This window comes from Aestuariimicrobium sp. Y1814 (assembly GCF_050113895.1).
Classification (GTDB): Bacteria; Actinomycetota; Actinomycetes; order Propionibacteriales; family Propionibacteriaceae; genus Aestuariimicrobium.
The window spans coordinates 37,473-57,120 of sequence record NZ_JBNJRW010000011.1; the positions used below are offsets into that span (position 1 = coordinate 37,473).

Consider the following 19,648-nt stretch of genomic DNA (forward strand, 5'->3'; position numbering starts at 1 on the left):
CAGACCGCGCCCGCACCCCCACGGGGGTGCGGGCGCGGCCGTTCAGGAATTCCACTCAGGCGTTGGCGATCCCCCGCATGACCTCGCGCATCAGCGCGGCGGCCTCGCTCGGGGTACGACCCACCTGCACACCCGCAGCCTCGAGGGCCTCCTTCTTGGCGGCGGCGGTACCGGCCGAGCCGCTGACGATGGCACCGGCGTGGCCCATCGTCTTGCCCTCGGGTGCGGTGAAGCCGGCGACGTAACCGATGACGGGCTTGGTGACGTGCTCACGGATGTAGTCGGCGGCCCGCTCCTCGGCGTCGCCACCGATCTCGCCGATCATCACGATGGCGTCGGTCTCGGGGTCCTCCTCGAAGGCCTGCAGGCAGTCGATGTGGGTGGTGCCCACGATCGGGTCACCGCCGATGCCGACCGCGGTCGAGAAGCCGATGTCACGCAGCTCGTACATCATCTGGTAGGTCAGGGTGCCCGACTTCGAGACCAGGCCGATGCGTCCGGGCCCGGAGATGTTGGCCGGGATGATGCCGGCGTTCGACTTGCCGGGCGAGATCAGGCCGGGGCAGTTGGGCCCGATCAGGCGCGAGTTCGACTCGGCCACCTCGGCGTAGAACTCAGCGGTGTCGCCCACGGGCACACCCTCGGTGATGCAGACGATCAGCTCGATGCCGGCCCGAGTCGCCTCGAGGACGGCGTTCTTGGTGTGCGCGGCCGGGACGAAGATGACGGTCACGTTCGCACCGGTGGCCGCACGGGCGTCGGCGACGGAGTTGAACACCGGCACCGGGTCCTCCTCGAAGAGGACCGACTGGCCACCCTTGCCAGGGGTCACCCCGCCGACGATGCGACTGCCGGACATGATCATGCGCTGGGTGTGCTTGCGGCCCTCAGAGCCGGTCATCCCCTGGACGATGATCTTGGACGAGCTGTTGAGCAGGATCGCCATGGATCAGGCCTCCGAATCAGTCGAGGTGGCGGCCAGTTCGGCGGCCTTGCGGGCAGCGGCGTCCATGGTGTCGACCACGGTCACCAGGGGGTGGGCGAACTCGCGCAGGATTTCTCGTCCGACGTCGACGGCATTGCCGTCGAGACGCACGACCAGCGGCTTGACCGCCTTGTCGCCGAGCATCTGCATGGCGGCGACGATGCCGGAGGCGACCTCGTTGCACGAGGTGATGCCACCGAAGACGTTGACGAAGACCGACTTCACCTGGGGGTCGGACAGGATGATCTCGAGCCCGTTGGCCATCACCTGGGCCGAGGCGCCACCGCCGATGTCGAGGAAGTTCGCGGGGTGGGGCGAACCCGGCAGGTCTGCACCGGCCTTGGCGACCACGTCGAGGGTGCTCATCACCAGGCCGGCGCCGTTGCCGATGATGCCGACCGAGCCGTCGAGCTTGACGTAGTTGAGGTCCTTGGCGCGGGCCGCGGCCTCCAGCGGGTCGTCGGCCTGCTTGTCCTCGAGCAGGTCATGGTGCTTGTGCCGGAAGCGGGCGTTGTCGTCCAGGCTGATCTTGCCGTCCAGTGCGATGATGTCGCCCTGCTTGGTCTTCACCAGCGGGTTGACCTCGACCAGGGTCGCGTCCTCCTCGATGAAGACCCGGCCGACACTGCCCAGCACGCGGGCGACGCGCGACCAGTCCTCACGGGGGAAGCCGGCAGCCTCGACGATCGCGTCGGCGGCGTCCCAGTCGATGCCCTTGCGGGGGTCGACGGGGATCCGGGCCAGCGCCTCGGGCCGCTCCTCGGCCAACTGCTCGATGTCCATGCCGCCCTCGACCGAGCACATCGCCAGGTACTGGCGGTTGGAGCGGTCCAGCAGCAGGGAGAAGTAGTACTCCTCAGCGATGTCGGCGCCCTCGGCGATCATCACCTTGCGCACGGTGTGGCCCTTGATGTCCATGCCGAGGATCTCGGCTGCGCGTTCGGCAGCCTCGTCCGCGCTGCGGGCCAGCTTCACGCCGCCCGCCTTGCCGCGCCCCCCGATCTTCACCTGGGCCTTCACCACCACCACGGACGACCCGAGGCGCTCGTACGCGGCCCGAGCCTCCTCCGGGGTCGAAGCAACGAGGCTGCGGAGCACGGGAACCCCATGCCGCTCGAAGATGTCACGGGCCTGGTACTCGTAGAGATCCACCCTTGGACTCCGTCCTGTGTCGTTGGAGTTTCGCCGCCGGTCAGCCTACTCGCTGCGGCGTTGGGTCTGAAACCGTCGAGCAGGGGCGGCACGTTTCAATCCTGAGACAACTCCTGGTGATCCTGAGAGCATCAGGGCCGTTTTTGAGTTCTTCCTGAGAAACGCTAAGATTTCATCAGGAAGCCGGTGTCACCCCACTGGCCACGAACCCAAGGAGTACCGTGCAGGAAACGTTGAACCGCCTGGCCTTGCGCCGCGCTTTCAACCGGAGCACCGCCGAGGCGCCCGTCGTTGACTTCGAGGACGACGCCACCGGGCGCATCGGCCGGGCACTGCGCCCCACCGTGATTGCCCTGATCGTCGGCTCGCTGGGCCTGCTGGGCGCCGGCGGCATCGCGATGGCCGCCGCCGCGACCTCGACCGAGCAGTCGAACACCACCCTGGTGGTCGACGCCGACCAGCCGGACAACTCCAAGGCCGAACCCCAGAACCTCAAGCTGGACGCCAACCAGAAGGCCGCCCAGGCCGATGCCGACGCCCAGAACACCGGCGAGGACGGCAGCGGTGGCCTGTTCGGCCAGCGCGGCACCACCCCGAACCGCAATGCGGTGCGCGCCGAGCTCAGCAAGACCCTGGCCAACGCCAAGGGCGTGCAGCGTGCGACCTCCCTGCAGGAGAGCGACAAGAGCGTCACCGACGCCCAGGCCAAGGCCGAGGCTGCCGAGCGCGAGAAGCTGATGAATGCCGACGTCGAGAAGGTCAAGGCCGAGGCCGAGCGCATCGAGGAGGAGAAGCGCAAGGCCGCTGAACTCCTCAAGCAGCTGCAGGCCCAGGCCGCCGCCGATGCCGCCAAGAACCAGCAGTCCACCACCCAGGCCGACAGCGAGTCCGGCTCCGAGTCCGGCTCGACCACCACCAACGGTTTCAAGCTGTCGAACGCCGATGTCCAGGCCATCAGCCAGGGTGGCGGCGCGTTCCCGCTCAAGGCCGGCACCTACTCGGTGGGCGCCTCCTTCGGCAAGACCGGTTCCTGGTCGCGCTACCACACCGGCCAGGACTTCCCGGCCGCCACCGGCACCCCCGTCTACGCCGCCTCGTCCGGGGTGGTCAGCGCCAACATGTCGGCCGCCGGCTGGGCCGGGTCGAAGTACGTGACCATCAACCACGCCAACGGCAGCTCCACCCTGTACGCCCACCTCAGTGGCCGCGTGGTCAGCGCCGGCCAGCCGGTCAAGGCCGGCCAGCTGATCGGCTACGTGGGCAACGAGGGCCGCAGCTTCGGCTCGCACCTGCACTTCGAGTACTACCCCGCCGGCACCCTGCCCGGCGACGTCTACTCGGCCGCCGACCCGATGGCCTGGCTGCGCAGCATCGGCGTCGCCTGAGAAAAATCGCGCTCGACCGTCAGGTGGGAACTTCTCCCAGCGGACGAAGCCACCCCGGCCAGTCCCCCACCACTGCCGGTTGACAAGCACAAACGTCCCCACGTGGGATCCCCGGATGGACAGGTTGCCCAGGCAGCCTGTCCATTTCCCGCCCCGGGTTATGAGTTCAACCTGAGAATTGCTAAGGTTCCTCGTGTTGTGAGTACCAATTGACCGCAAGGAGCATCGTGCAGGACCTCCTGGCCCGTCTGGCCATCCGCCGGACTTTCGCCGACGCCCAATCCGACGCCCCGGTCACCGACTTCCAGGAATCCCGCCGCTGCGGCGTGCTGCGCCAGGCCGCTGTCGGCCTGGTCGTGAGCGGGCTGGCCGTCCTCGGCGCCGGTGGGGTCGCCGCAGCTGCGGCCGCGAGCTCCACCCAGCAGGCCAGCGTCTCGATCGTCCAGGACACCAACAACCCCGACACCTCGCACGCCGCCCCGCAGAACCTCAAGCTCGACGCCCAGCAGCAGGCCCAGGCCAACGCCGCCGGCAACACCTCCACCGGCAATGAGGTCGGCGGGCTGTTCGGCCAGCGCGGCACCACCCCGAACCGCAACAGCGTGCGCGCCGAGCTGAGCTCCACCCTGGCCAACGCCAAGGGCCAGCAGCGCGCCGTGTCTCTGCAGGCCAACGACAAGAGCGTCACCGATGCCCAGGCGAAGGCCGAGGCCACCGAGCGCCAGAAGCTCATGGACGCCGACATCGAGAAGGTCAAGGCCGAGGCCGAGCGGATCAAGGAGGAGAAGCGCAAGGCTGCCGAGCTGCTCAAGCAACTGCAGGCGGGAAACAACGCTTCCGGCTTCGACCTGTCGGTCGAAGACCTGCAGGCCATCACCAAGGGTGGCGCGGCCATGCCCCTCAAGGCCGGCACCTACACGATGAGCGCCTCCTTCGGCAAGACCGGCGTCTGGGCCCGCTACCACACCGGCCAGGACTTCGCTGCCCCCACCGGCACCCCCGTCTACGCCGCCTCCTCCGGCATCATCGGCCAGTCCCGGGCCGGCTGGTGGGCCGGTACCCACATCGTCCTCAACCACGGCAACGGTGGCTCGACGCTGTACGCCCACCTCAGCGGCACCGTGGTCTCCCCCGGCCAGCCCGTCAAGGCCGGCCAGCTGATCGGCTACGTCGGCAACACCGGCAACAGCCACGGCTCACACCTGCACTTCGAGTACTACCCCGCCGGCACCCTGCCCGGTGACGTGTACTCGGCCGCGGACCCGATGGCCTGGCTGCGCGGCATCGGCGTCGCCTGAGACCCTGCCTCAGAGCTTCTCCATCGGGGCATGCTTCAGCATGAACCGCTTCACCCCGGCGGACCCGAAGTCCACATCAGCCTTGGCCTCATCGCCGGCGCCGCTGGTCGCCACCACGGTCCCCATGCCGAACGAGGTGTGCATCACCCGGTCCCCCACGTCCAGCGTCGGGATTGCCCTGGCGGCCCGGCCCTGCGGCAGCGACGGCATCCGTCCTCGTCCGGACCCGAATGCCGGCCCGGACGGCGCGCCCACGGCCTGGCGTGACTGCCAGTTGCGCGTCGCCGACGTCGAGGCCCACGAACTCACGGCCGAACCGAGCCGGCGCCAGTCGAGCAGGTGGGCCGGGATCTCTTCGATGAACCGGCTGGGCGGGTTGTAGGACGGGGTGCCGTAGGCAGACCGCACCGCCGCCCGGGTCAGGTAGAGCCGTTGTCGGGCGCGGGTCAGCCCCACATAGGCGAGCCGGCGTTCCTCGGACAGCTCACCGGCGTCGGCCAGGGCCCGCTGGTGGGGGAAGATGCCCTCTTCGAAGCCGGTGAGGAAGACCGTGTCGAACTCCAGGCCCTTGGCTGTGTGCAGCGTCATCAGGGTGACCACCCCGGTGCCGTCCCCGGAATCGGGGATCTGGTCGGCGTCGGCCACCAGGGCGATCCGTTCCAGGAAGGCCGGCAGGGACGGGTCGGCCTCGGGGCTGCCGGCCGCCAGGTCGATGCCGTCGGGGTCGTCGGGCCCGTTCGGCCCGCCCTCGGGCGGGGTCAGGTCCAAGGTGGTGGCCTGGGCGACGAACTCGGCGGCGATCGAGGTGAACTCGACCAGGTTTTCGATACGGGTCTCGTCCTGCGGGTCGGTGGAGGCCTGCAGTTCCTCGACGTAGCCCGACTCCTTCAGGATCGAGGCGAGCACGTCGTCGGCGGCCGCGCCGTCGGCCACCAAGCGGCGGTGGCGGGCCATCAGCTCGACGAAGCCCTCGACCTGCTTGCGTGATCGGGGGGCCAGCCCCGGCACCTCGGCGGCCTGCTCGAGTGCCTCCCCGAAGCTGGTGCGGTGCTCGGCCGCGTACAGTTCGACCGTCGCCACGGCCCGGTCGCCGATGCCGCGCTTGGGCACGTTCAGGATGCGGCGCACCGACACCTCGTCGGCCGGGTTCGCGATGGCGCGCAGGTAGGCGATGGCGTCGCGGATCTCTTTGCGTTCGTAGAAGCGCAGACCCCCGACGACCTTGTAAGGCATGCCGGTGCGGATGAAAACGTCCTCGAAGGCCCTCGACTGGGCGTTGGTCCGGTAGAAAACCGCCACGTCGGAGTACTTGTGCTTGCCGGCATCGGCCAGCGCGTCGATCTCGTCGGCCACGAACTGGGCCTCGTCGTGCTCGGTGTCGGCGACATACCCGGTGATCAGGTCCCCGTCGCCGGCCTCGGTCCACAGCTTCTTGTCCGGACGACCCGAGTTGCGCGAGATCACCGCGTTGGCGGCGGTGAGGATGTTCTGGGTGGAGCGGTAGTTCTGCTCCAGCAGGATCGTGCGCGCCCCCGGGAAGTCCTGGTCGAAGTCCAGGATGTTGCGGATGGTGGCCCCGCGGAAGGCGTAGATCGACTGGTCGGAGTCGCCCACCACCATCAGTTCGGGGGCCTCCACCACGGGGGTCCCGTCGAGCAGGCCGGAATCGGGCTCCCACCGCCCGCACAGCATCTGGATGAGCTGGTACTGGGCGTTGTTGGTGTCCTGGTACTCGTCGACCAGCACGTGGCGGAACCGGCGTCGGTACTGCTCACGCAGGTCGGGGAAGGCCTTGAACAGGTTGACCGCGGTCATGATCAGGTCGTCGAAGTCGAGGGCATTGGCCTCGACGAGGCGGGACTGGTAGACCCGGTAGGCCTCGGCGAAGATCTCTTCGTTACCGGTGCCGGCGTTCTTGGCGGCGGTCTCGAAGTCGATGCACTCGTTCTTCTGCGCCGAGACCCAGTTCATCACCCCGCGCACCGGCGCCCGTTTCGGGTCGACCTCGAGCTCCTTGAGCACCAGGCCCATCAGGCGCTTGGCATCGGTGTCGTCATAGATCGAGAAGGTCTTCTTGATGCCCAGGCGGTCGATCTCCTGGCGCAGGATGCGCACGCAGGCCGAGTGGAAGGTGGACACCCACATCAGCTTGGCCCGTCCGCCGACCAGGTCGGAGACCCGGGAGCGCATCTCGGCGGCTGCCTTGTTGGTGAACGTGATGGCCAGCACCGAGCCGGGGTGCACGTCGCGCTGGCTGACCAGCCAGGCAATGCGCCGGGTCAGCACCCGGGTCTTGCCCGACCCGGCCCCGGCCACCACGAGCACCGGTGACCCGGCGTGGATGACGGCCTCTCGCTGGGGGGTGTTCAGGCCGGCGAGCAGTTCGGCGGGGTCGGTCGGGCGCACTGCGGGTGCCCCGTCGGCGGCCTGCGGACGAGGGGTCCGCGCCGGTGCTGGGACGACCTCGTCCGGGGCGAAGAACGAGAACAGGTCAGGGTGTTCGGTCATGGCCCGCACCACCCTAGTCGGCCTGCCGTGGCGTTCCTGATTAGGCTTGCGGGCATGAGCTCCCCCCGCGCTTCCCTGACCCACCTGCTAGCCCGAGCCCAGCGCCTGGTGGGGTGGGTGGCCACCGCGGTGCTCAGCGCCCAGGTCGCGGTGATGTTCGTGCTGAGCGTGGTCGACGTGATCGCGCGCCGCAAGCGCAAGGTCCGCAAGTTCCCCACAGTGCCACCCAGCGAGATCGACCTCGGCACCGACCGGGTGACGGTCTACACCTTTGGCGAGGACCTCTACGCCGACATGCTGGCCAGCATCGAGTCGGCCGAAGAGTACGTCTACTTCGAGACCTACATCTGGAAGGGCGACGAGGTGGGCCAGGCCTTCAAGGACGCCCTGGTCCGGGCGGCCGGCCGTGGGGTCCGCGTCCATGTCGCCTACGACGTGTTCGCGAACCTGGTCGTGCCCCAGCGGTTCTTCGACCTGCCCGATTCCATCCACGTGCGGCGCCACCCGCTGGTGGGCAGTCTCCTGCCACTGCCGCGCAACGCCGGGCGCAACCACCGCAAGCTGCTGGTCGTCGACGGCGACGACGCCTACATCGGTGGCTACAACATCGGCTCCTTGTATGCCGACCGGTGGCGTGACACGCACGCCCGGGTCCAGGGCCCGGCGGCCGCCGAGATCGAGAACGCCTTCGTCGACTACTGGAACATGAGGCCGCTGGGGCTGTTCCCGAAGGCCGCCAGCAACCAGCTGGAATCCCCCACGGGGCGTGACTGGAATGCCAGCCTCGAGGTGCACCGCAACACCCCACGGTGGCAGGTCTACCCGATCCGCAACATGTACCTGGAGGCCATCGACAAGGCCGACCACCACATCTGGCTGACCCACGCCTACCTGATCCCCGACGACGACCTCACCAACTCGCTGTTCCAGGCGGCCCAGCGCGGCGTCGACGTGCGCATCATCGTGCCGGACAAGTCGAACCACGTGGTCGCCGACTGGCTCTCGCGCGGTTTCTACGACGAGTTGCTGTCGAAGGGGGTGCGGCTGTTCCTGTACCAGGGAGCCATGGTGCACGCCAAGACCGCCACCATCGACGGGCACTGGTCGACCATCGGCACCGCCAACCTCGATCGGCTCAGCCTGGTCGGCAACTACGAGGTCAACGCCGAATGGCGGGTGCCAGCAGTGGCCCAGAAGCTCGAGGAGGTCTTCGAGTCAGACCTCGCCAACTGCGTCGAGCTGACCCTGGACCAGTGGCGCCGCCGCTCGCCCCTGGCGAAGCTGACCGAGTCCTTCCTGGCGCCCTGGCGACCGGTGTTCTGAGGCCCTGAAGCTGAGAATTGGCCCAAACTCTGTCGCTGCTCCACGCGGGGGAAGCGCTTTCCAATGTCAATTTGGCACAAACCACACCCGAGCCATGGCAGGTTTGAGCCATGGGTATTATCAGTTGGATCGTTCTCGGACTCATTGCCGGCGCCATTGCCAAGGCCATCCTGCCTGGTGAGCAGGGCGGCGGGTGGCTCGTCACCATCATCCTCGGCATCGTCGGTGCCCTGGTCGGCGGGTTCCTCGCCTCTGTTTTGTTCAACGTCAACGTCAACCAGAGCTTCTGGAACCTCGCGACCTGGCTGAGCGCCATCATCGGTTCCCTCATCGTGCTCGTGGTCTGGGGCTTCATCCGCTCCAAGGGCAGCAAGGCTGCCTGACGACCAGCACCTGACATTCCGTCAACCACCTCTTGACCCCACGAGGGCCGGCACCCACGGTGCCGGCCCTCGTGGCATGTCCGCTCCCTGACCCCCTCGTGGTGGGCCGCTACTGGTGACCCCCCGCGGACAGGCGCAGCGGTCACACGAGCTTGCGGTCAGTGGCCCACTTGGTCAGCTGGTGACGGTTCGACAACTGCAACTTGCGCAGCACGCTCGAGACATGGGTCTCGACGGTCTTGATCGAGATGAACAGCTCGCGGGCGACTTCCTTGTAGGCGTAGCCACGAGCGATCAGCTTCATCACCTCACGCTCACGCTGGCTGAGGCGGTCAAGGTCCTCGTCGATGCTGGCGATGTCGATGGCCCCGCTGAAGGCGTCCAGCACAAACCCGGCCAGTCGCGGCGAGAAGACGGCGTCCCCGGTGGCGACCCGGCCCACGGCCTCCACCAGCTCCTGGGAGTCGATCGACTTGGTGACGTAGCCGCGGGCACCGGCCCGGATGACACCGATCACGTCCTCGGCGGCATCCGAGACCGACAGCGCCAAGAACTTCGTCCGGGTGGCAGGGTCCTCGCCTGCCTCGATGGACAGCTTCTCGACCTGGCGGATGACCTCGGCCCCACCGCCCCCGGGCAGGTGGACGTCGAGCAGGACCACCGTCGGCGAGGTCTCACGGATCACCGCGACCGAGGTGGACACATCCTCCCCCTCACCGACGACCTCGATGCGGTCGGCGAAGCGGGACAACTCGTGGCGCACGCCAGCCCGGAACATGGCGTGGTCGTCAACCAGGACGACCCGCACCGGCCCGGGTGGCGTCGCCCCGGCAGGGCTCTCAGGGGCTGGGCTGGCAGGGGCTGGGGTTTCGCTCACAGGTCCATCTCCAATGTGATGTTCGTTCCTTCGCCGGGCGCCGAGGTGATCCGCGCCCGACCGCCGTGGCGTTCCACGCGTCCGATGATGGAGGCCCGGACGCCCTGGCGGTCGTCGGCGACTTCCGCCAGGTCGAAGCCCTTGCCCCGGTCACGCACATACACCTCGACATGGTCGTCCTCGACCTCGCCGTACACGTCGATCTTATCGGCCCCCGAGTGCTTGGCCGCGTTCATCATCGCCTCACGGGCGGCGCTGACCAGCGCCGAGAGGTCGCTGGTCAGTTCGGTGTCACCGACGCAGACGACCTCGATGGGCACGCCCCGTTCGTCCTCGATCTCCTGGCCGGCCCGCTTCAGGGCGGCAGCCAGGTGGGTGTCGTCGGGGCTGGCGTCATCGTAGAGCCAGCCCCGCAGTTCGCGTTCCTGTCGGCGGGCCAGGCCGGCCACGGCCTTCGGGTCGTCGGCCTGGCGCTGGATCAGCGCCAGGGTCTGCAGCACCGAGTCGTGCAGGTGGGCAGCCATGTCGGCGCGGGCATCGGCGAGCAGCTTCTCCTCCCGGGCCGACTGCATCTCGAGGCGCCAGCGATGGATCCAGGGGGCCGCGATCAGGCCGATGCCACCCACGATCACGCCGGACAGAAGCAGCAGCGCCGGCAGTTGCGCCAACCCCACCGATGAGGCGACGACCGCGGAACCGGCCATCACGATCATGCCGCCGCCGACGATCATGCGGGTGATGCCGGTCCAGCCGTGGGTGCTGACCAGCGGTGCCACCCACTTGTTGGTGTCCTTGTCAGGGCCGGGAGCGGCGTCAGCCTGCTTCCAGATCAGCGCCAGGCCCACGCCGGCGAAGGCCAGCGGCCAGAACCAGTTGAACGGGATGCCGAGCCCGAAGACCTGCGCGGCCCAGATGACACCGACCCCCAGCACGGCCATCGCGGTGATGGCACCGGCGTCGCGCCGCCGGTCGGGGGCCTGCCTGGGGGTGGTGGTGCGCAGGTTGGTGCGGGTGGCGGCCTCCAGTCCGGGGGCCTGGGCCTCCGGCTTGCCGCGCGGCATCAGGATCCACAGCAGCCCGTAGACGAACACCCCGATGAAGTTGGCGAAGGTCAGCGCGACGAACCCGATCCGGATCGCGCCGACCGGCCAGTTCAGGTGGTGGGCGATCCCCGTGCAGACCCCGGCGAGCCAGGACCCCTCCGAGACGCGATAGGCGCGGCGCACGGGCGGTTCGTCGGTGGGGACGGCCGGCAGGTTCGGCGGGTAGGCGGGCGGTGGGTAGGCGGGCGGCGGCTGGGGGCCGGGGACAGCTGCGGGCCGACCGGCGGGACCGGGGTGGGAGCCGTTGGCAGTGGGCGGGAACCAGTCGGGCGCGCCGGGACGCCCCGGGGCCTGGGCCCGGGCATTCGCTGGGGCATCCGATCCCGGGGCGGGCGGCGCCGGGCGGGCAGACTGGTGGTTCATACCCTTCAAGGTTCACACCTTGCGCTCCCCGGTGCCAGTCCGTAGGCCGAAGTCAGGTGCGGTTCAGGGTCTATCCCCATGCCGTGGGGGCCGTGTGGCGGCAATGATGGGTTCTGTGAATCCGCCCGGCATGACGCGACCCCACCAGGTGCGCCCCAGCAACGTTCCCGACGGCCTCTTGCGCACGGAACGTCGCAACGACCGCCTGGTCGCCGGCGTGTGCTCGGGCATCGCGGCCCGCTACCGGGTGGACCCCCTGCTGGTGCGACTGGCCTTCGTCCTGCTGGGCCTGTCACTGGGCGTGGGCATCGTGCTCTATGCCTTCTGCGCCCTGTGGATGACCGAGGAGGGCGCCACCCAGCCCTGGATCCACCAGCAGGTCCCCAGTTCGCGCAACTGGCCCTGGGCCGGCGTGATCGTCACCCTGGTCATCGCCTGCATCATCGGCATGGTCGTGCTGGGCAGCTTCTTCCCCTTCGGCCCGATGCCGGCACTGATCCTGCTCGGCGTGTGGCTGTGGGCCCGACGCGCTGAACGCCGCGCCGCCGGCGACCCGCACGTCTACTTCGTCCCCGGGGCCCCGGCCAGCGTCGAACGCCAGGTGCCGCTGACCCGGTTCGACTCGGCCTCGATGGCGTGGCGCTCACGCCTCGAGGCCGTCTACCTCAGCGATGCACCGCTGCCGGTCGACCCACCCGAACCGATGCCGGTCTTCGACCCCTACAGCGAACCGGAGCCCACCCCCGCGGCCGCAGCGGTACCGGCCACCCGCCGCGACTCGCGTCGTCCGTCGTGGCTGGCAACCCTGCTGATGTGGGTACTGGCCGCGACTGCGTTCACGGCGGTGTACTACCTGGCCGAACCGGTGACCGAGCACCGCTGGATGCTGCCCTCGGCCGCCGCGCTGGCCGTGGTGGGACTGTCTCTGGTGGTGGGCGCCTTCGGACGACGCCCGCGGCTGGCGGTGGTGTCCGGCCTGGTGCTGGTGGCCACCATGTTCAGCTCGTTCGCCTCCCCCCACCTGGAGCCCATCGGCCCGTCGGGAACCCAGACCTGGAGCGCCGTGGCCTCGGTCCCCGAGACCCTCGAGCTGCGCTACCGGCAGACCACGCTGGACCTGTCGGCCCTGGAACCCACCGAGGACATGACCATTTCGGTGGACGCCACCGCCTCGTCGGTGACGATCCTGCCTCCCCCCAGCGCGGTCATCGAGTACCGGTTGCAGGGCGGGGTCATGAAGCACCGCGGCAAGGACATCGGCGGCGGCTCTGACCAGGGCACCATCGACCTGCGCCGCCCGGGTTCGCCCACCGTCACCCTCCACATCGTCGCGCGGGCGACGGAGGTGGTCGTCCCATGACCGAACGCAAGCACCGCCGGACGATCGATGCCAGCCCCCTCATCTGGGGACTGATCTTCCTGGCCGTCGCCACCCTGGGCACCCTGCGGGGGCTCGGGTACCCGATCGACTGGCAACTGGTCGGCATCATCACCCCAGTCGCGCTGATCGCGCTGGGCATCACCGGCCTGGCCCTGAACCGTTTCCAGACACGTGAGGACTCACCATGAACACCCAGCAGCACGACATCAACCATGTGAACACCGGAGGAAAGATGACCAAGTACACCCGCACGAACGACAAGATGATCGCCGGCGTCTGCGGTCTGATCGCCAAGGAGACCGGCATCGACGTCGGCCTGGTCCGCATCATCGCCGCCGTCCTGGGTGTGGTGTCCAGCGGCATCGTGGTGGTCGCCTACCTGATCGCCTGGGCGGTGCTGCCGGCCGAGGGCCAGTCGACGACCCTGATGGACAAGGCCGTCAGCGAGGGCCAGAAGTTCTACGACAACCAGAAGGCCAAGAAGGCGGCCCAGCCCAGCGCCCAGCCCGGCCCCGCCGCCCAGACTCCCCCGGCCCAGCCCACCAGCGCCCGCAACGGCGCTGCCGACCCCGACCCCTTCGACCTCTACAAGGAGGATTGAGGAGTACCGCCCCGTCCTTGCTCACCCGGACGGCGGCCTGACCACGGATGCGCCAGTTCCATCCCCGTTCCATCCCTGCCAGAGGGATTTCAGGGAGGGAACTGGCGCAAACGCGTTGGCGGGGTGCCGTCAGCAGTGACGCACCCACAACCGCCGCCGGGTGAACGAGGTACGAGTGAACCCTCGTGCAAGCGAGCGAGGGACGAGCGAGCGCGCCACGATCAAGGTTTTGGCGGCGCCGTCCGAGCGGAGCGAGGACAGACAAGTACGCGGAGCGAGGACAAGGGATACGCTCAAGGCAGTCGTCGGTACTGAGGAGGAGCCATGGGCAAGCGGATCGGGGTCCTGACTGCGGGGGGTGACTCACCGGGGCTGAACGCGGCCATCCGTGGGTTGGGCAAGGCAGCCATCGGGACGCACGGCATGGAGATCGTCGGCTTCCGCGACGGCATCCGGGGGCTCGCCGAAAACCGGACGACCGAGCTGACCTCGGCGGCCCTGTCCGGCATCCTGACCGTCGGTGGCACGATCCTGGGCACCAGCCGTGACAAGGTCCACAAGATGGTGGTCGACGGTGAGGTCCGGGACATGACCGGCGAGATCGCCAAGGTCGTCGAGCAGAACAAGCTCGACTGCCTGGTGCTACTCGGCGGTGGCGGCACCGCGAAGAACGCGATGCGGCTGGCCGATGCCGGGATCAACGTCATCCACCTGCCCAAGACCATCGACCGTGACGTCGCCCACACCGACAACACCTTCGGGTTCACCACGGCCCTCGAGATCGCCACCGATGCCATCGACCGGCTGCACTCGACCGCCCACAGCCACCACCGGGTGATCCTGGCCGAGATCATGGGCCACAAGGCCGGCTGGCTGACCCTGGGGGCCGGCCTGGCCGGGGGCGCCGATGCGATCCTGCTGCCCGAGATCCCGTTCTCGGTCGACTCGGTAGCCGAGTCGATCAAGGCCCGCCAGTCCCGGGGGGCGAACTTCAGCGTCGTGGCCGTCGCCGAGGGCGCCCGCGACATGGCCGCCACCGCCGAACTGCGTGCGGCCGAGCAACTCGTCAAGGACGCCGGCACCCCCGACGCGAAGGCGGCCGCCAAGAAGAACCTGGCCCGCGTCGAGGAGGAGCACCGGGAGCACACCTTCCGGCTGGCCCACCAGCTGGAGGCCCTCACGGGGCTGGAGACCCGCGTCACGATCCTCGGCTACGTCCAGCGCGGCGGCATCCCCTGCGCCGAGGACCGCCTGCTCGGCACCCGGATCGGTGCGGCGGCGGCCGACCACATCCAGGCCGGTGAGTACGGCATCATGGTCGGCTCCCTGGGTGAGAACACCGTGGCGGTGCCGCTGGGCGAGGTCGCCGGCAACCTGGCGCTGGTCCCCCAGGACCATTCCTGGGTGCGGGCAGCCCGCAACGTGGGCACCAACCTCGGCGACTGAGCGCTGACGACGCCGGCGCTCACTCCCACTCGATGGTGCCCGGCGGCTTGCTGGTCACATCCAGCACGACCCGGTTGACGTCGCGCACCTCGTTGGTGATGCGGGTGCTGATCTTCTCGAGCACCTCGTAGGGCACCCGCGTCCAGTCGGCGGTCATGGCGTCCTCGCTGCTGACCGGCCGCAGGACGATCGGGTGGCCATAGGTGCGCCCGTCGCCCTGCACCCCGACCGAGCGCACATCGGCGAGCAGCACCACCGGGCACTGCCAGATGTCACGGTCGAGACCGGCGGCGGTGAGCTCCTCACGGGCGATGGCGTCGGCCTCACGCAGCAGGTCGAGCCGCTCGGCGGTCACCTCACCGATGATCCGGATGCCCAGGCCGGGCCCGGGGAAGGGCTGGCGCCACACCATCGACTCCGGCAGGCCCAGCTCGGTGCCGACGGCGCGCACCTCGTCCTTGAACAGGGTGCGCAGCGGCTCGATCAGGCTGAACTGCAGGTCGTCGGGCAGCCCGCCGACGTTGTGGTGGCTCTTGATGTTGGCCGCACCCTCGCCGCCGCCCGACTCGACGACGTCGGGGTACAGCGTCCCCTGGACCAGGAAGTCGATCGGACGATCGTCGTTGAGTTCGCGGGCCACTGCCTCGAAGGTGCGGATGAACTCGCGGCCGATGATCTTGCGCTTGGCCTCCGGGTCGGTGACCCCGGCCAGTGCGGTCAGGAAGCGTTCGCGTTCGTCGGCGACCACCAGCTCAGCCCCGGTGATGGCGACGAAGTCCTGCTTGACCTGTTCGGCCTCCCCCTTGCGCAGCAGGCCGTGGTCGACGAAGACGCAGGTCAGCTGGTCACCGATCGCCCGCTGCACCAGTGCACCGGCCACGGCCGAGTCGACCCCGCCGGACAGGGCGCACAACACGCGCCGGTCCCCCACGGCCTCACGGATCAGCGCCACCTGCTCATCGACGATGCTGGCGCTGCTCCAATTGGGGGCCAGCCCGCACAGGTCGTGCAGGAAGGCGGTCAGCACCTGCTGGCCATGCTCGGAATGCAGCACCTCCGGGTGCCACTGCACCCCGGCGAGCTTGCGGTCACGGTCCTCGAAGGCCGCCACCGGTGCGCCCGCCGAGTGGGCCAGGGTGGTGAACCCCTCAGGCGCCCGCGAGACGGCGTCCCCGTGGCTCATCCAGACGTTCGCCGTGGTGCCCATGCTCGCCAGCAGGCAGCCCCGGTCGTCCACCGAGACCGACGTGCGCCCGAACTCGCTGAGCCCGGTCTTGGCGACCACCCCGCCCAGCGCCTGCGTCATCGCCTGGAAGCCGTAGCAGATGCCCATCACCGGCACGCCGGCCTCGAACAGGGCCGGGTCAACCTGCGGGGCCTCGTCGGAGTAGACAGACTGGGGGCCACCGGACAGGATGATGGCCGCAGGGTTGCGGGCCAGCACCTGGTCGACCGAGGCGGTGTGCGGCACGATCTCGGAGTACAGGTTGGCCTCGCGGACGCGGCGGGCGATCAGCTGGGCGTACTGGGCACCGAAGTCGATGACCAGCACGGGGGCGTGCAGCGCCTCACCACCGGTGGGTACGGCGGACGCCGCGGAGTTGTGTGACATGAGGGCGATTCTAGGGCCAACCCGCCACCCGGCCCCCGGCCTGCCCGCCCGCCGATCCCCCGGGGCGAGGACGAGGTCGTCCCCGGGCGCCGAAGAAAGTCTCGTCCGATATGTGGGATCTCGGAATAATCAGGCCCCCTGCCGACTTCAGGCTGAGCATGACCGTTTTTGAGAATGTCTCCGCCGTCATCGGCCGGACCCCGCTGGTGAAGATCAACCGCCTGATCGACGCCCCTGCCACCGTCATCGCCAAGCTCGAGTTCTACAACCCGGCCAACTCGGTCAAGGACCGCATCGGTGCGGCCATGATCGACGCCGCCGAGGAAAGCGGCCAGCTGCAGCCCGGCGGCACCATCGTCGAGGCCACCTCCGGCAACACCGGCATCGCCCTGGCCATGGTCGGCGCCTCGCGCGGCTACAAGGTCGTCCTGGCCATGCCCGACACCATGTCGCTGGAGCGCCGCACCCTGCTCAAGGCCTTCGGCGCCGAGCTGGTGCTGACCCCCGGCGCCGAGGGCATGAAGGGCGCTGTCGCCAAGGCTGAGGAGATCGGCGCTCAGGAGGGTGCGGTCCTGGTCCGCCAGTTCGAGAACCAGGCCAACCCGGCCATCCACTACAAGACCACCGGTCCGGAGATCTGGGCCGACACCGAGGGCAAGGTCGACATCCTCGTCTCGGGCGTGGGCACCGGTGGCACCGTCAGCGGCGCCGGCAAGTACCTCAAGGAGCAGAACCCCGACGTCCGCGTGATCGCCGTCGAGCCCGTCGAGTCGCCGGTCCTGTCGGGTGGCGCCCCCGGCCCCCACAAGATCCAGGGCATCGGCGCGAACTTCGTGCCCGGCACCTACGACGCCTCGGTCGTTGACGAGGTCGTCCAGGTCGCCAGCGAGGACGCCCTGACCACCGCTCGCGCCGCTGCCAGCACCGAGGGCCTGCTGGTCGGCATCTCGTCGGGTGCTGCCCTGAAGGCTGCCTCCGACATCGCCGCCCGCCCCGGCAACGAGGGCAAGAACATCGTCGTGATCATCCCCGACCTCGGCGAGCGCTACCTCAGCAGCCTGCTGTTCAAGCACCTGCACGAGGCCTGAGGCAGAATCGTCCCATGACGACACCCAGGGCCGGGCTGACCCGATTCATCGCCCGCATGAAGGAAGACCTTGATGCGGCGATGCGCAGCGACCCCGCAGCAAACTCCAGGCTGGAGGTGGCAATCGTCTACTCGGGCGTGCACGCCATCTGGGGGCACCGCCTCGCGCACAAACTCTGGAACACCAGCCCGGCCCTGAAACCCGTCGCGCGGGCCTTCAGCCAACTGATCCGGTTCCTCACCGGCATCGAGATCCACCCCGGGGCCACCATCGGGCGCCGATTCTTCATCGACCACGGCATGGGTGTGGTGATCGGGGAGACCGCCATCATCGGCGACGACGTGATGCTGTACCACCAGGTCACCCTGGGCGGGCGCAGCCTCGACAAGGTCAAGCGCCACCCCACCCTCGAGGACCGGGTACTGGTCGGTGCCGGCGCCAAGCTGATCGGTGACATCACGATCGGTGCCGACGCCAAGATCGGCTCCAATGCCCTGGTCGTCAAGGACGTGGCCCCCGGCGCCGTGGTCGTCGCGGCGCCCGCCGTGCGCAAGAATGCGCCGGTGCCCGACGACATCTACGGCGACTGGAGCAGCCAGCTCTGAGCCCCCGGCTCTGGGACCGGGGCACCCGGCCCGACCACGACAACCCATCAACATTCGATCCTGGGCGACGGCCGCACCTGCGGCCGGCGCTCAGGCGTGTTCCTGCGCGATCTGTTCGTGGTGGCGGACGACCTCGGTCACGATGAAGGTCAAGAACTTCTCGGCGAACTCCGGGTCGAGCTGGGCGTCGACGGCCAGTGCCCGCAGCCGCTCGATCTGGCGCTGCTCACGGGCCGGGTCGGCCGGCGGCAGTCCCCCACGCGCCTTCAGCTCCCCGACCTGGCGGGTCACCTTGAAACGTTCTGCGAGCAGGTGCACCAGCGCCGCGTCCAGGTTGTCGATGCTGCCGCGCAACTGCTGCAGGCGCGCCACCACGGCGGCGTCGTCCAGCTGCGGGGCCGGGGGCTGGTCAACCACGTCAGTGCACCACGATCTCGATGCGCTGGAAGGACTTGACGTCGGTGTAGCCGGTGATGGCCATTGCCCGGCGCAGGGCCCCGGTCAGGTTCATCGAGCCGTCCGAGGTGTGCGAGGGGCCGACCAGGATCTCGGCGAGCGAGCCGACCTGGTCGAAGTGCACCCGCGCGCCGCGGGGCAGGGACTCGTGCCAGGCCTCGGCACCCCAGTGCCAGCCTCGTCCGGGGGCCTCGGTGGCGCGGGCCAGCGGGGCACCCACCATCACGGCGTCCGCGCCGCAGGCGATCGCCTTGGCGATGTCACCCGAGCGGCCGACCGAACCGTCGGCGATGACGTGCACGTAGCGCCCGCCCGACTCGTCCATGTAGTCACGACGGGCCTCGGCCACGTCAGAGATGGCGGTGGCCATCGGCACCTCGAGGCCGAGCACCTCACGGCTGGAATGGGCCGCGCCACCGCCGAAGCCGACCAGCACGCCGGCCGCCCCGGTGCGCATCAGGTGCATGGCGGTGCGGTAGTTCGCGCAGCCGCCGACGATGACGGGCACGTCGAGCTGGTGGATGAACTGCTTCAGGTTCAGCGGTTCGGCCACGTCAGAGACGTGCTCGGCCGAGACGGCGGTGCCGCGGATGACGAAGAAATCGGGCTGGCTGGCCACGACATGCTCGCCGAACTCCTGGGTGTTCTTGGGTGACAGGGAACCGGCGACCGGCACACCGGCGTCGCGGATCTCGTCCATCCGGGCGCGGATCAGGTCAGCCCTGATGGGTTGCGAGTAGACCTGCTGCAGTCGGGCGGTCGACTCGGCCGGGTCGCAGGTGGCCAGTTCCTCGAGGATCGGTTCGGGGTCCTCGTAGCGGGTCCACAGGCCCTCGAGGTTCAGCACCCCCAACCCACCCAGGCGGCCGACCTCGATGACGGTGGCCGGGGACATGATCGAGTCCATCGGGGCGGCCAGGATAGGGAACTCCAGCTGGACGGCGTCGATCTTCCAGCTCAGGTCGACCTGCTCCTCCCCGCGGGTGCGGCGGCTGGGAACAATGGCGACGTCGTCCAGGCTGAACGAACGTTCTGCCCGCTTGCTGCGTCCGATGTCGTACATGTGCCTGCCTATCGCGTCG

The 19,648-nt window shown here is 69.1% G+C and carries 18 protein-coding genes; 10 read left to right on the plus strand and 8 right to left on the minus strand.

From position 1 onward, the window contains the following. Positions 1-55 precede the first annotated feature (55 nt). On the minus strand, positions 56-946 hold the full coding sequence (sucD, locus tag ACQE3C_RS12350) for a succinate--CoA ligase subunit alpha (RefSeq protein ID WP_434539482.1): 891 nt from the start codon (positions 944-946) through the stop codon (positions 56-58). 3 nt (positions 947-949) lie between these two features. Next, the gene (sucC, locus tag ACQE3C_RS12355; protein WP_434539483.1) at positions 950-2,137 is read right to left on the minus strand and encodes an ADP-forming succinate--CoA ligase subunit beta; all 1,188 of its coding nucleotides are present in this window, start codon (positions 2,135-2,137) and stop codon (positions 950-952) included. A 221-nt stretch (positions 2,138-2,358) separates the two neighbouring features. Here sucC and ACQE3C_RS12360 point away from each other — a divergent pair, with 221 nt between their 5' ends. Then, positions 2,359-3,522 (plus strand): peptidoglycan DD-metalloendopeptidase family protein, encoded by a 1,164-nt coding sequence (locus ACQE3C_RS12360; protein WP_434539484.1) that lies wholly within the window; start codon positions 2,359-2,361, stop codon positions 3,520-3,522. A gap of 227 nt (positions 3,523-3,749) precedes the next feature. Continuing rightward, positions 3,750-4,820, plus strand: a complete 1,071-nt coding sequence (locus tag ACQE3C_RS12365; protein ID WP_434539485.1) for a M23 family metallopeptidase — start codon at positions 3,750-3,752, stop codon at positions 4,818-4,820. Positions 4,821-4,829: 9 nt separating this feature from the next. On the opposite strand, the gene ACQE3C_RS12370 is transcribed toward ACQE3C_RS12365, so the two are convergent. After that, on the minus strand, positions 4,830-7,328 hold the full coding sequence (locus ACQE3C_RS12370; RefSeq protein WP_434539486.1) for a UvrD-helicase domain-containing protein: 2,499 nt from the start codon (positions 7,326-7,328) through the stop codon (positions 4,830-4,832). A 54-nt stretch (positions 7,329-7,382) separates the two neighbouring features. On the opposite strand from ACQE3C_RS12370, the gene ACQE3C_RS12375 reads away from it, so the two are divergent. Both ACQE3C_RS12375 and ACQE3C_RS12380 read left to right on the plus strand, forming a co-directional pair. After that, positions 7,383-8,651, plus strand: coding sequence for a phospholipase D-like domain-containing protein (locus ACQE3C_RS12375; protein ID WP_434539487.1), 1,269 nt, complete (start codon positions 7,383-7,385; stop codon positions 8,649-8,651). Between the two features lie 110 nt (positions 8,652-8,761). Further along, entirely contained in the window at positions 8,762-9,034 is a 273-nt protein-coding gene (locus ACQE3C_RS12380) for a GlsB/YeaQ/YmgE family stress response membrane protein (protein WP_434539488.1), read from the plus strand. 142 nt (positions 9,035-9,176) lie between these two features. On the opposite strand, the gene ACQE3C_RS12385 is transcribed toward ACQE3C_RS12380, so the two are convergent. Both ACQE3C_RS12385 and ACQE3C_RS12390 read right to left on the minus strand, forming a co-directional pair. After that, a complete protein-coding gene (locus tag ACQE3C_RS12385) occupies positions 9,177-9,842 on the minus strand; it encodes a LuxR C-terminal-related transcriptional regulator (RefSeq protein ID WP_434539557.1) in 666 nt (221 codons plus the stop codon). Between the two features lie 65 nt (positions 9,843-9,907). Next, positions 9,908-11,377, minus strand: a complete 1,470-nt coding sequence (locus ACQE3C_RS12390; RefSeq protein ID WP_434539489.1) for a PspC domain-containing protein — start codon at positions 11,375-11,377, stop codon at positions 9,908-9,910. A 130-nt stretch (positions 11,378-11,507) separates the two neighbouring features. Here ACQE3C_RS12390 and ACQE3C_RS12395 point away from each other — a divergent pair, with 130 nt between their 5' ends. From ACQE3C_RS12395 to ACQE3C_RS12410, 4 genes are all read left to right on the plus strand, one after another. Then, entirely contained in the window at positions 11,508-12,737 is a 1,230-nt protein-coding gene (locus ACQE3C_RS12395) for a PspC domain-containing protein (RefSeq protein ID WP_434539490.1), read from the plus strand. Further along, positions 12,734-12,946 (plus strand): hypothetical protein, encoded by a 213-nt coding sequence (locus tag ACQE3C_RS12400; protein WP_434539491.1) that lies wholly within the window; start codon positions 12,734-12,736, stop codon positions 12,944-12,946. Before ACQE3C_RS12395 ends, ACQE3C_RS12400 begins: the two co-directional genes overlap by 4 nt. Continuing rightward, on the plus strand, positions 12,943-13,359 hold the full coding sequence (locus tag ACQE3C_RS12405) for a PspC domain-containing protein (RefSeq protein WP_434539492.1): 417 nt from the start codon (positions 12,943-12,945) through the stop codon (positions 13,357-13,359). The genes ACQE3C_RS12400 and ACQE3C_RS12405 overlap by 4 nt, the downstream gene beginning before the upstream one ends. 324 nt (positions 13,360-13,683) lie before the next feature. Further along, positions 13,684-14,805 carry a 6-phosphofructokinase gene (locus ACQE3C_RS12410; RefSeq protein WP_434539493.1) on the plus strand — a complete coding sequence of 374 codons (1,122 nt, stop codon included), beginning with the start codon at positions 13,684-13,686 and terminating at the stop codon, positions 14,803-14,805. A 19-nt stretch (positions 14,806-14,824) separates the two neighbouring features. On the opposite strand, the gene guaA is transcribed toward ACQE3C_RS12410, so the two are convergent. Further along, positions 14,825-16,417 carry a glutamine-hydrolyzing GMP synthase gene (gene guaA / locus ACQE3C_RS12415; RefSeq protein WP_434539494.1) on the minus strand — a complete coding sequence of 531 codons (1,593 nt, stop codon included), beginning with the start codon at positions 16,415-16,417 and terminating at the stop codon, positions 14,825-14,827. Between the two features lie 158 nt (positions 16,418-16,575). On the opposite strand from guaA, the gene cysK reads away from it, so the two are divergent. After that, positions 16,576-17,505, plus strand: a complete 930-nt coding sequence (gene cysK, locus ACQE3C_RS12420; RefSeq protein WP_434539495.1) for a cysteine synthase A — start codon at positions 16,576-16,578, stop codon at positions 17,503-17,505. A gap of 14 nt (positions 17,506-17,519) precedes the next feature. After that, positions 17,520-18,110: a serine O-acetyltransferase gene (cysE, locus tag ACQE3C_RS12425; RefSeq protein WP_434539496.1), complete on the plus strand. Its 591-nt coding sequence runs from the start codon at positions 17,520-17,522 to the stop codon at positions 18,108-18,110. Positions 18,111-18,200: 90 nt separating this feature from the next. On the opposite strand, the gene ACQE3C_RS12430 is transcribed toward cysE, so the two are convergent. Together ACQE3C_RS12430 and ACQE3C_RS12435 are read right to left on the minus strand one after the other, a co-directional pair. Next, positions 18,201-18,485, minus strand: a complete 285-nt coding sequence (locus tag ACQE3C_RS12430) for a chorismate mutase (protein ID WP_434539558.1) — start codon at positions 18,483-18,485, stop codon at positions 18,201-18,203. 43 nt (positions 18,486-18,528) lie between these two features. Continuing rightward, positions 18,529-19,629, minus strand: coding sequence for a GuaB3 family IMP dehydrogenase-related protein (locus ACQE3C_RS12435; protein WP_434539497.1), 1,101 nt, complete (start codon positions 19,627-19,629; stop codon positions 18,529-18,531). Between the last annotated feature and the right edge of the window lie 19 nt (positions 19,630-19,648).

Coding starts and splice junctions, on each gene's coding strand:
- sucD (WP_434539482.1), bottom strand. CDS start 946: ATGGCGATCCTGCTCAACAGCTCGTCCAAGATCATCGTCCAGGGGATG.
- ACQE3C_RS12370 (WP_434539486.1), bottom strand. CDS start 7,328: ATGACCGAACACCCTGACCTGTTCTCGTTCTTCGCCCCGGACGAGGTC.
- ACQE3C_RS12375 (WP_434539487.1), top strand. CDS start 7,383: ATGAGCTCCCCCCGCGCTTCCCTGACCCACCTGCTAGCCCGAGCCCAG.
- ACQE3C_RS12380 (WP_434539488.1), top strand. CDS start 8,762: ATGGGTATTATCAGTTGGATCGTTCTCGGACTCATTGCCGGCGCCATT.
- ACQE3C_RS12390 (WP_434539489.1), bottom strand. CDS start 11,377: ATGAACCACCAGTCTGCCCGCCCGGCGCCGCCCGCCCCGGGATCGGAT.
- ACQE3C_RS12395 (WP_434539490.1), top strand. CDS start 11,508: ATGACGCGACCCCACCAGGTGCGCCCCAGCAACGTTCCCGACGGCCTC.
- ACQE3C_RS12400 (WP_434539491.1), top strand. CDS start 12,734: ATGACCGAACGCAAGCACCGCCGGACGATCGATGCCAGCCCCCTCATC.
- ACQE3C_RS12405 (WP_434539492.1), top strand. CDS start 12,943: ATGAACACCCAGCAGCACGACATCAACCATGTGAACACCGGAGGAAAG.
- ACQE3C_RS12410 (WP_434539493.1), top strand. CDS start 13,684: ATGGGCAAGCGGATCGGGGTCCTGACTGCGGGGGGTGACTCACCGGGG.
- guaA (WP_434539494.1), bottom strand. CDS start 16,417: ATGTCACACAACTCCGCGGCGTCCGCCGTACCCACCGGTGGTGAGGCG.
- cysK (WP_434539495.1), top strand. CDS start 16,576: ATGACCGTTTTTGAGAATGTCTCCGCCGTCATCGGCCGGACCCCGCTG.
- cysE (WP_434539496.1), top strand. CDS start 17,520: ATGACGACACCCAGGGCCGGGCTGACCCGATTCATCGCCCGCATGAAG.
- ACQE3C_RS12435 (WP_434539497.1), bottom strand. CDS start 19,629: ATGTACGACATCGGACGCAGCAAGCGGGCAGAACGTTCGTTCAGCCTG.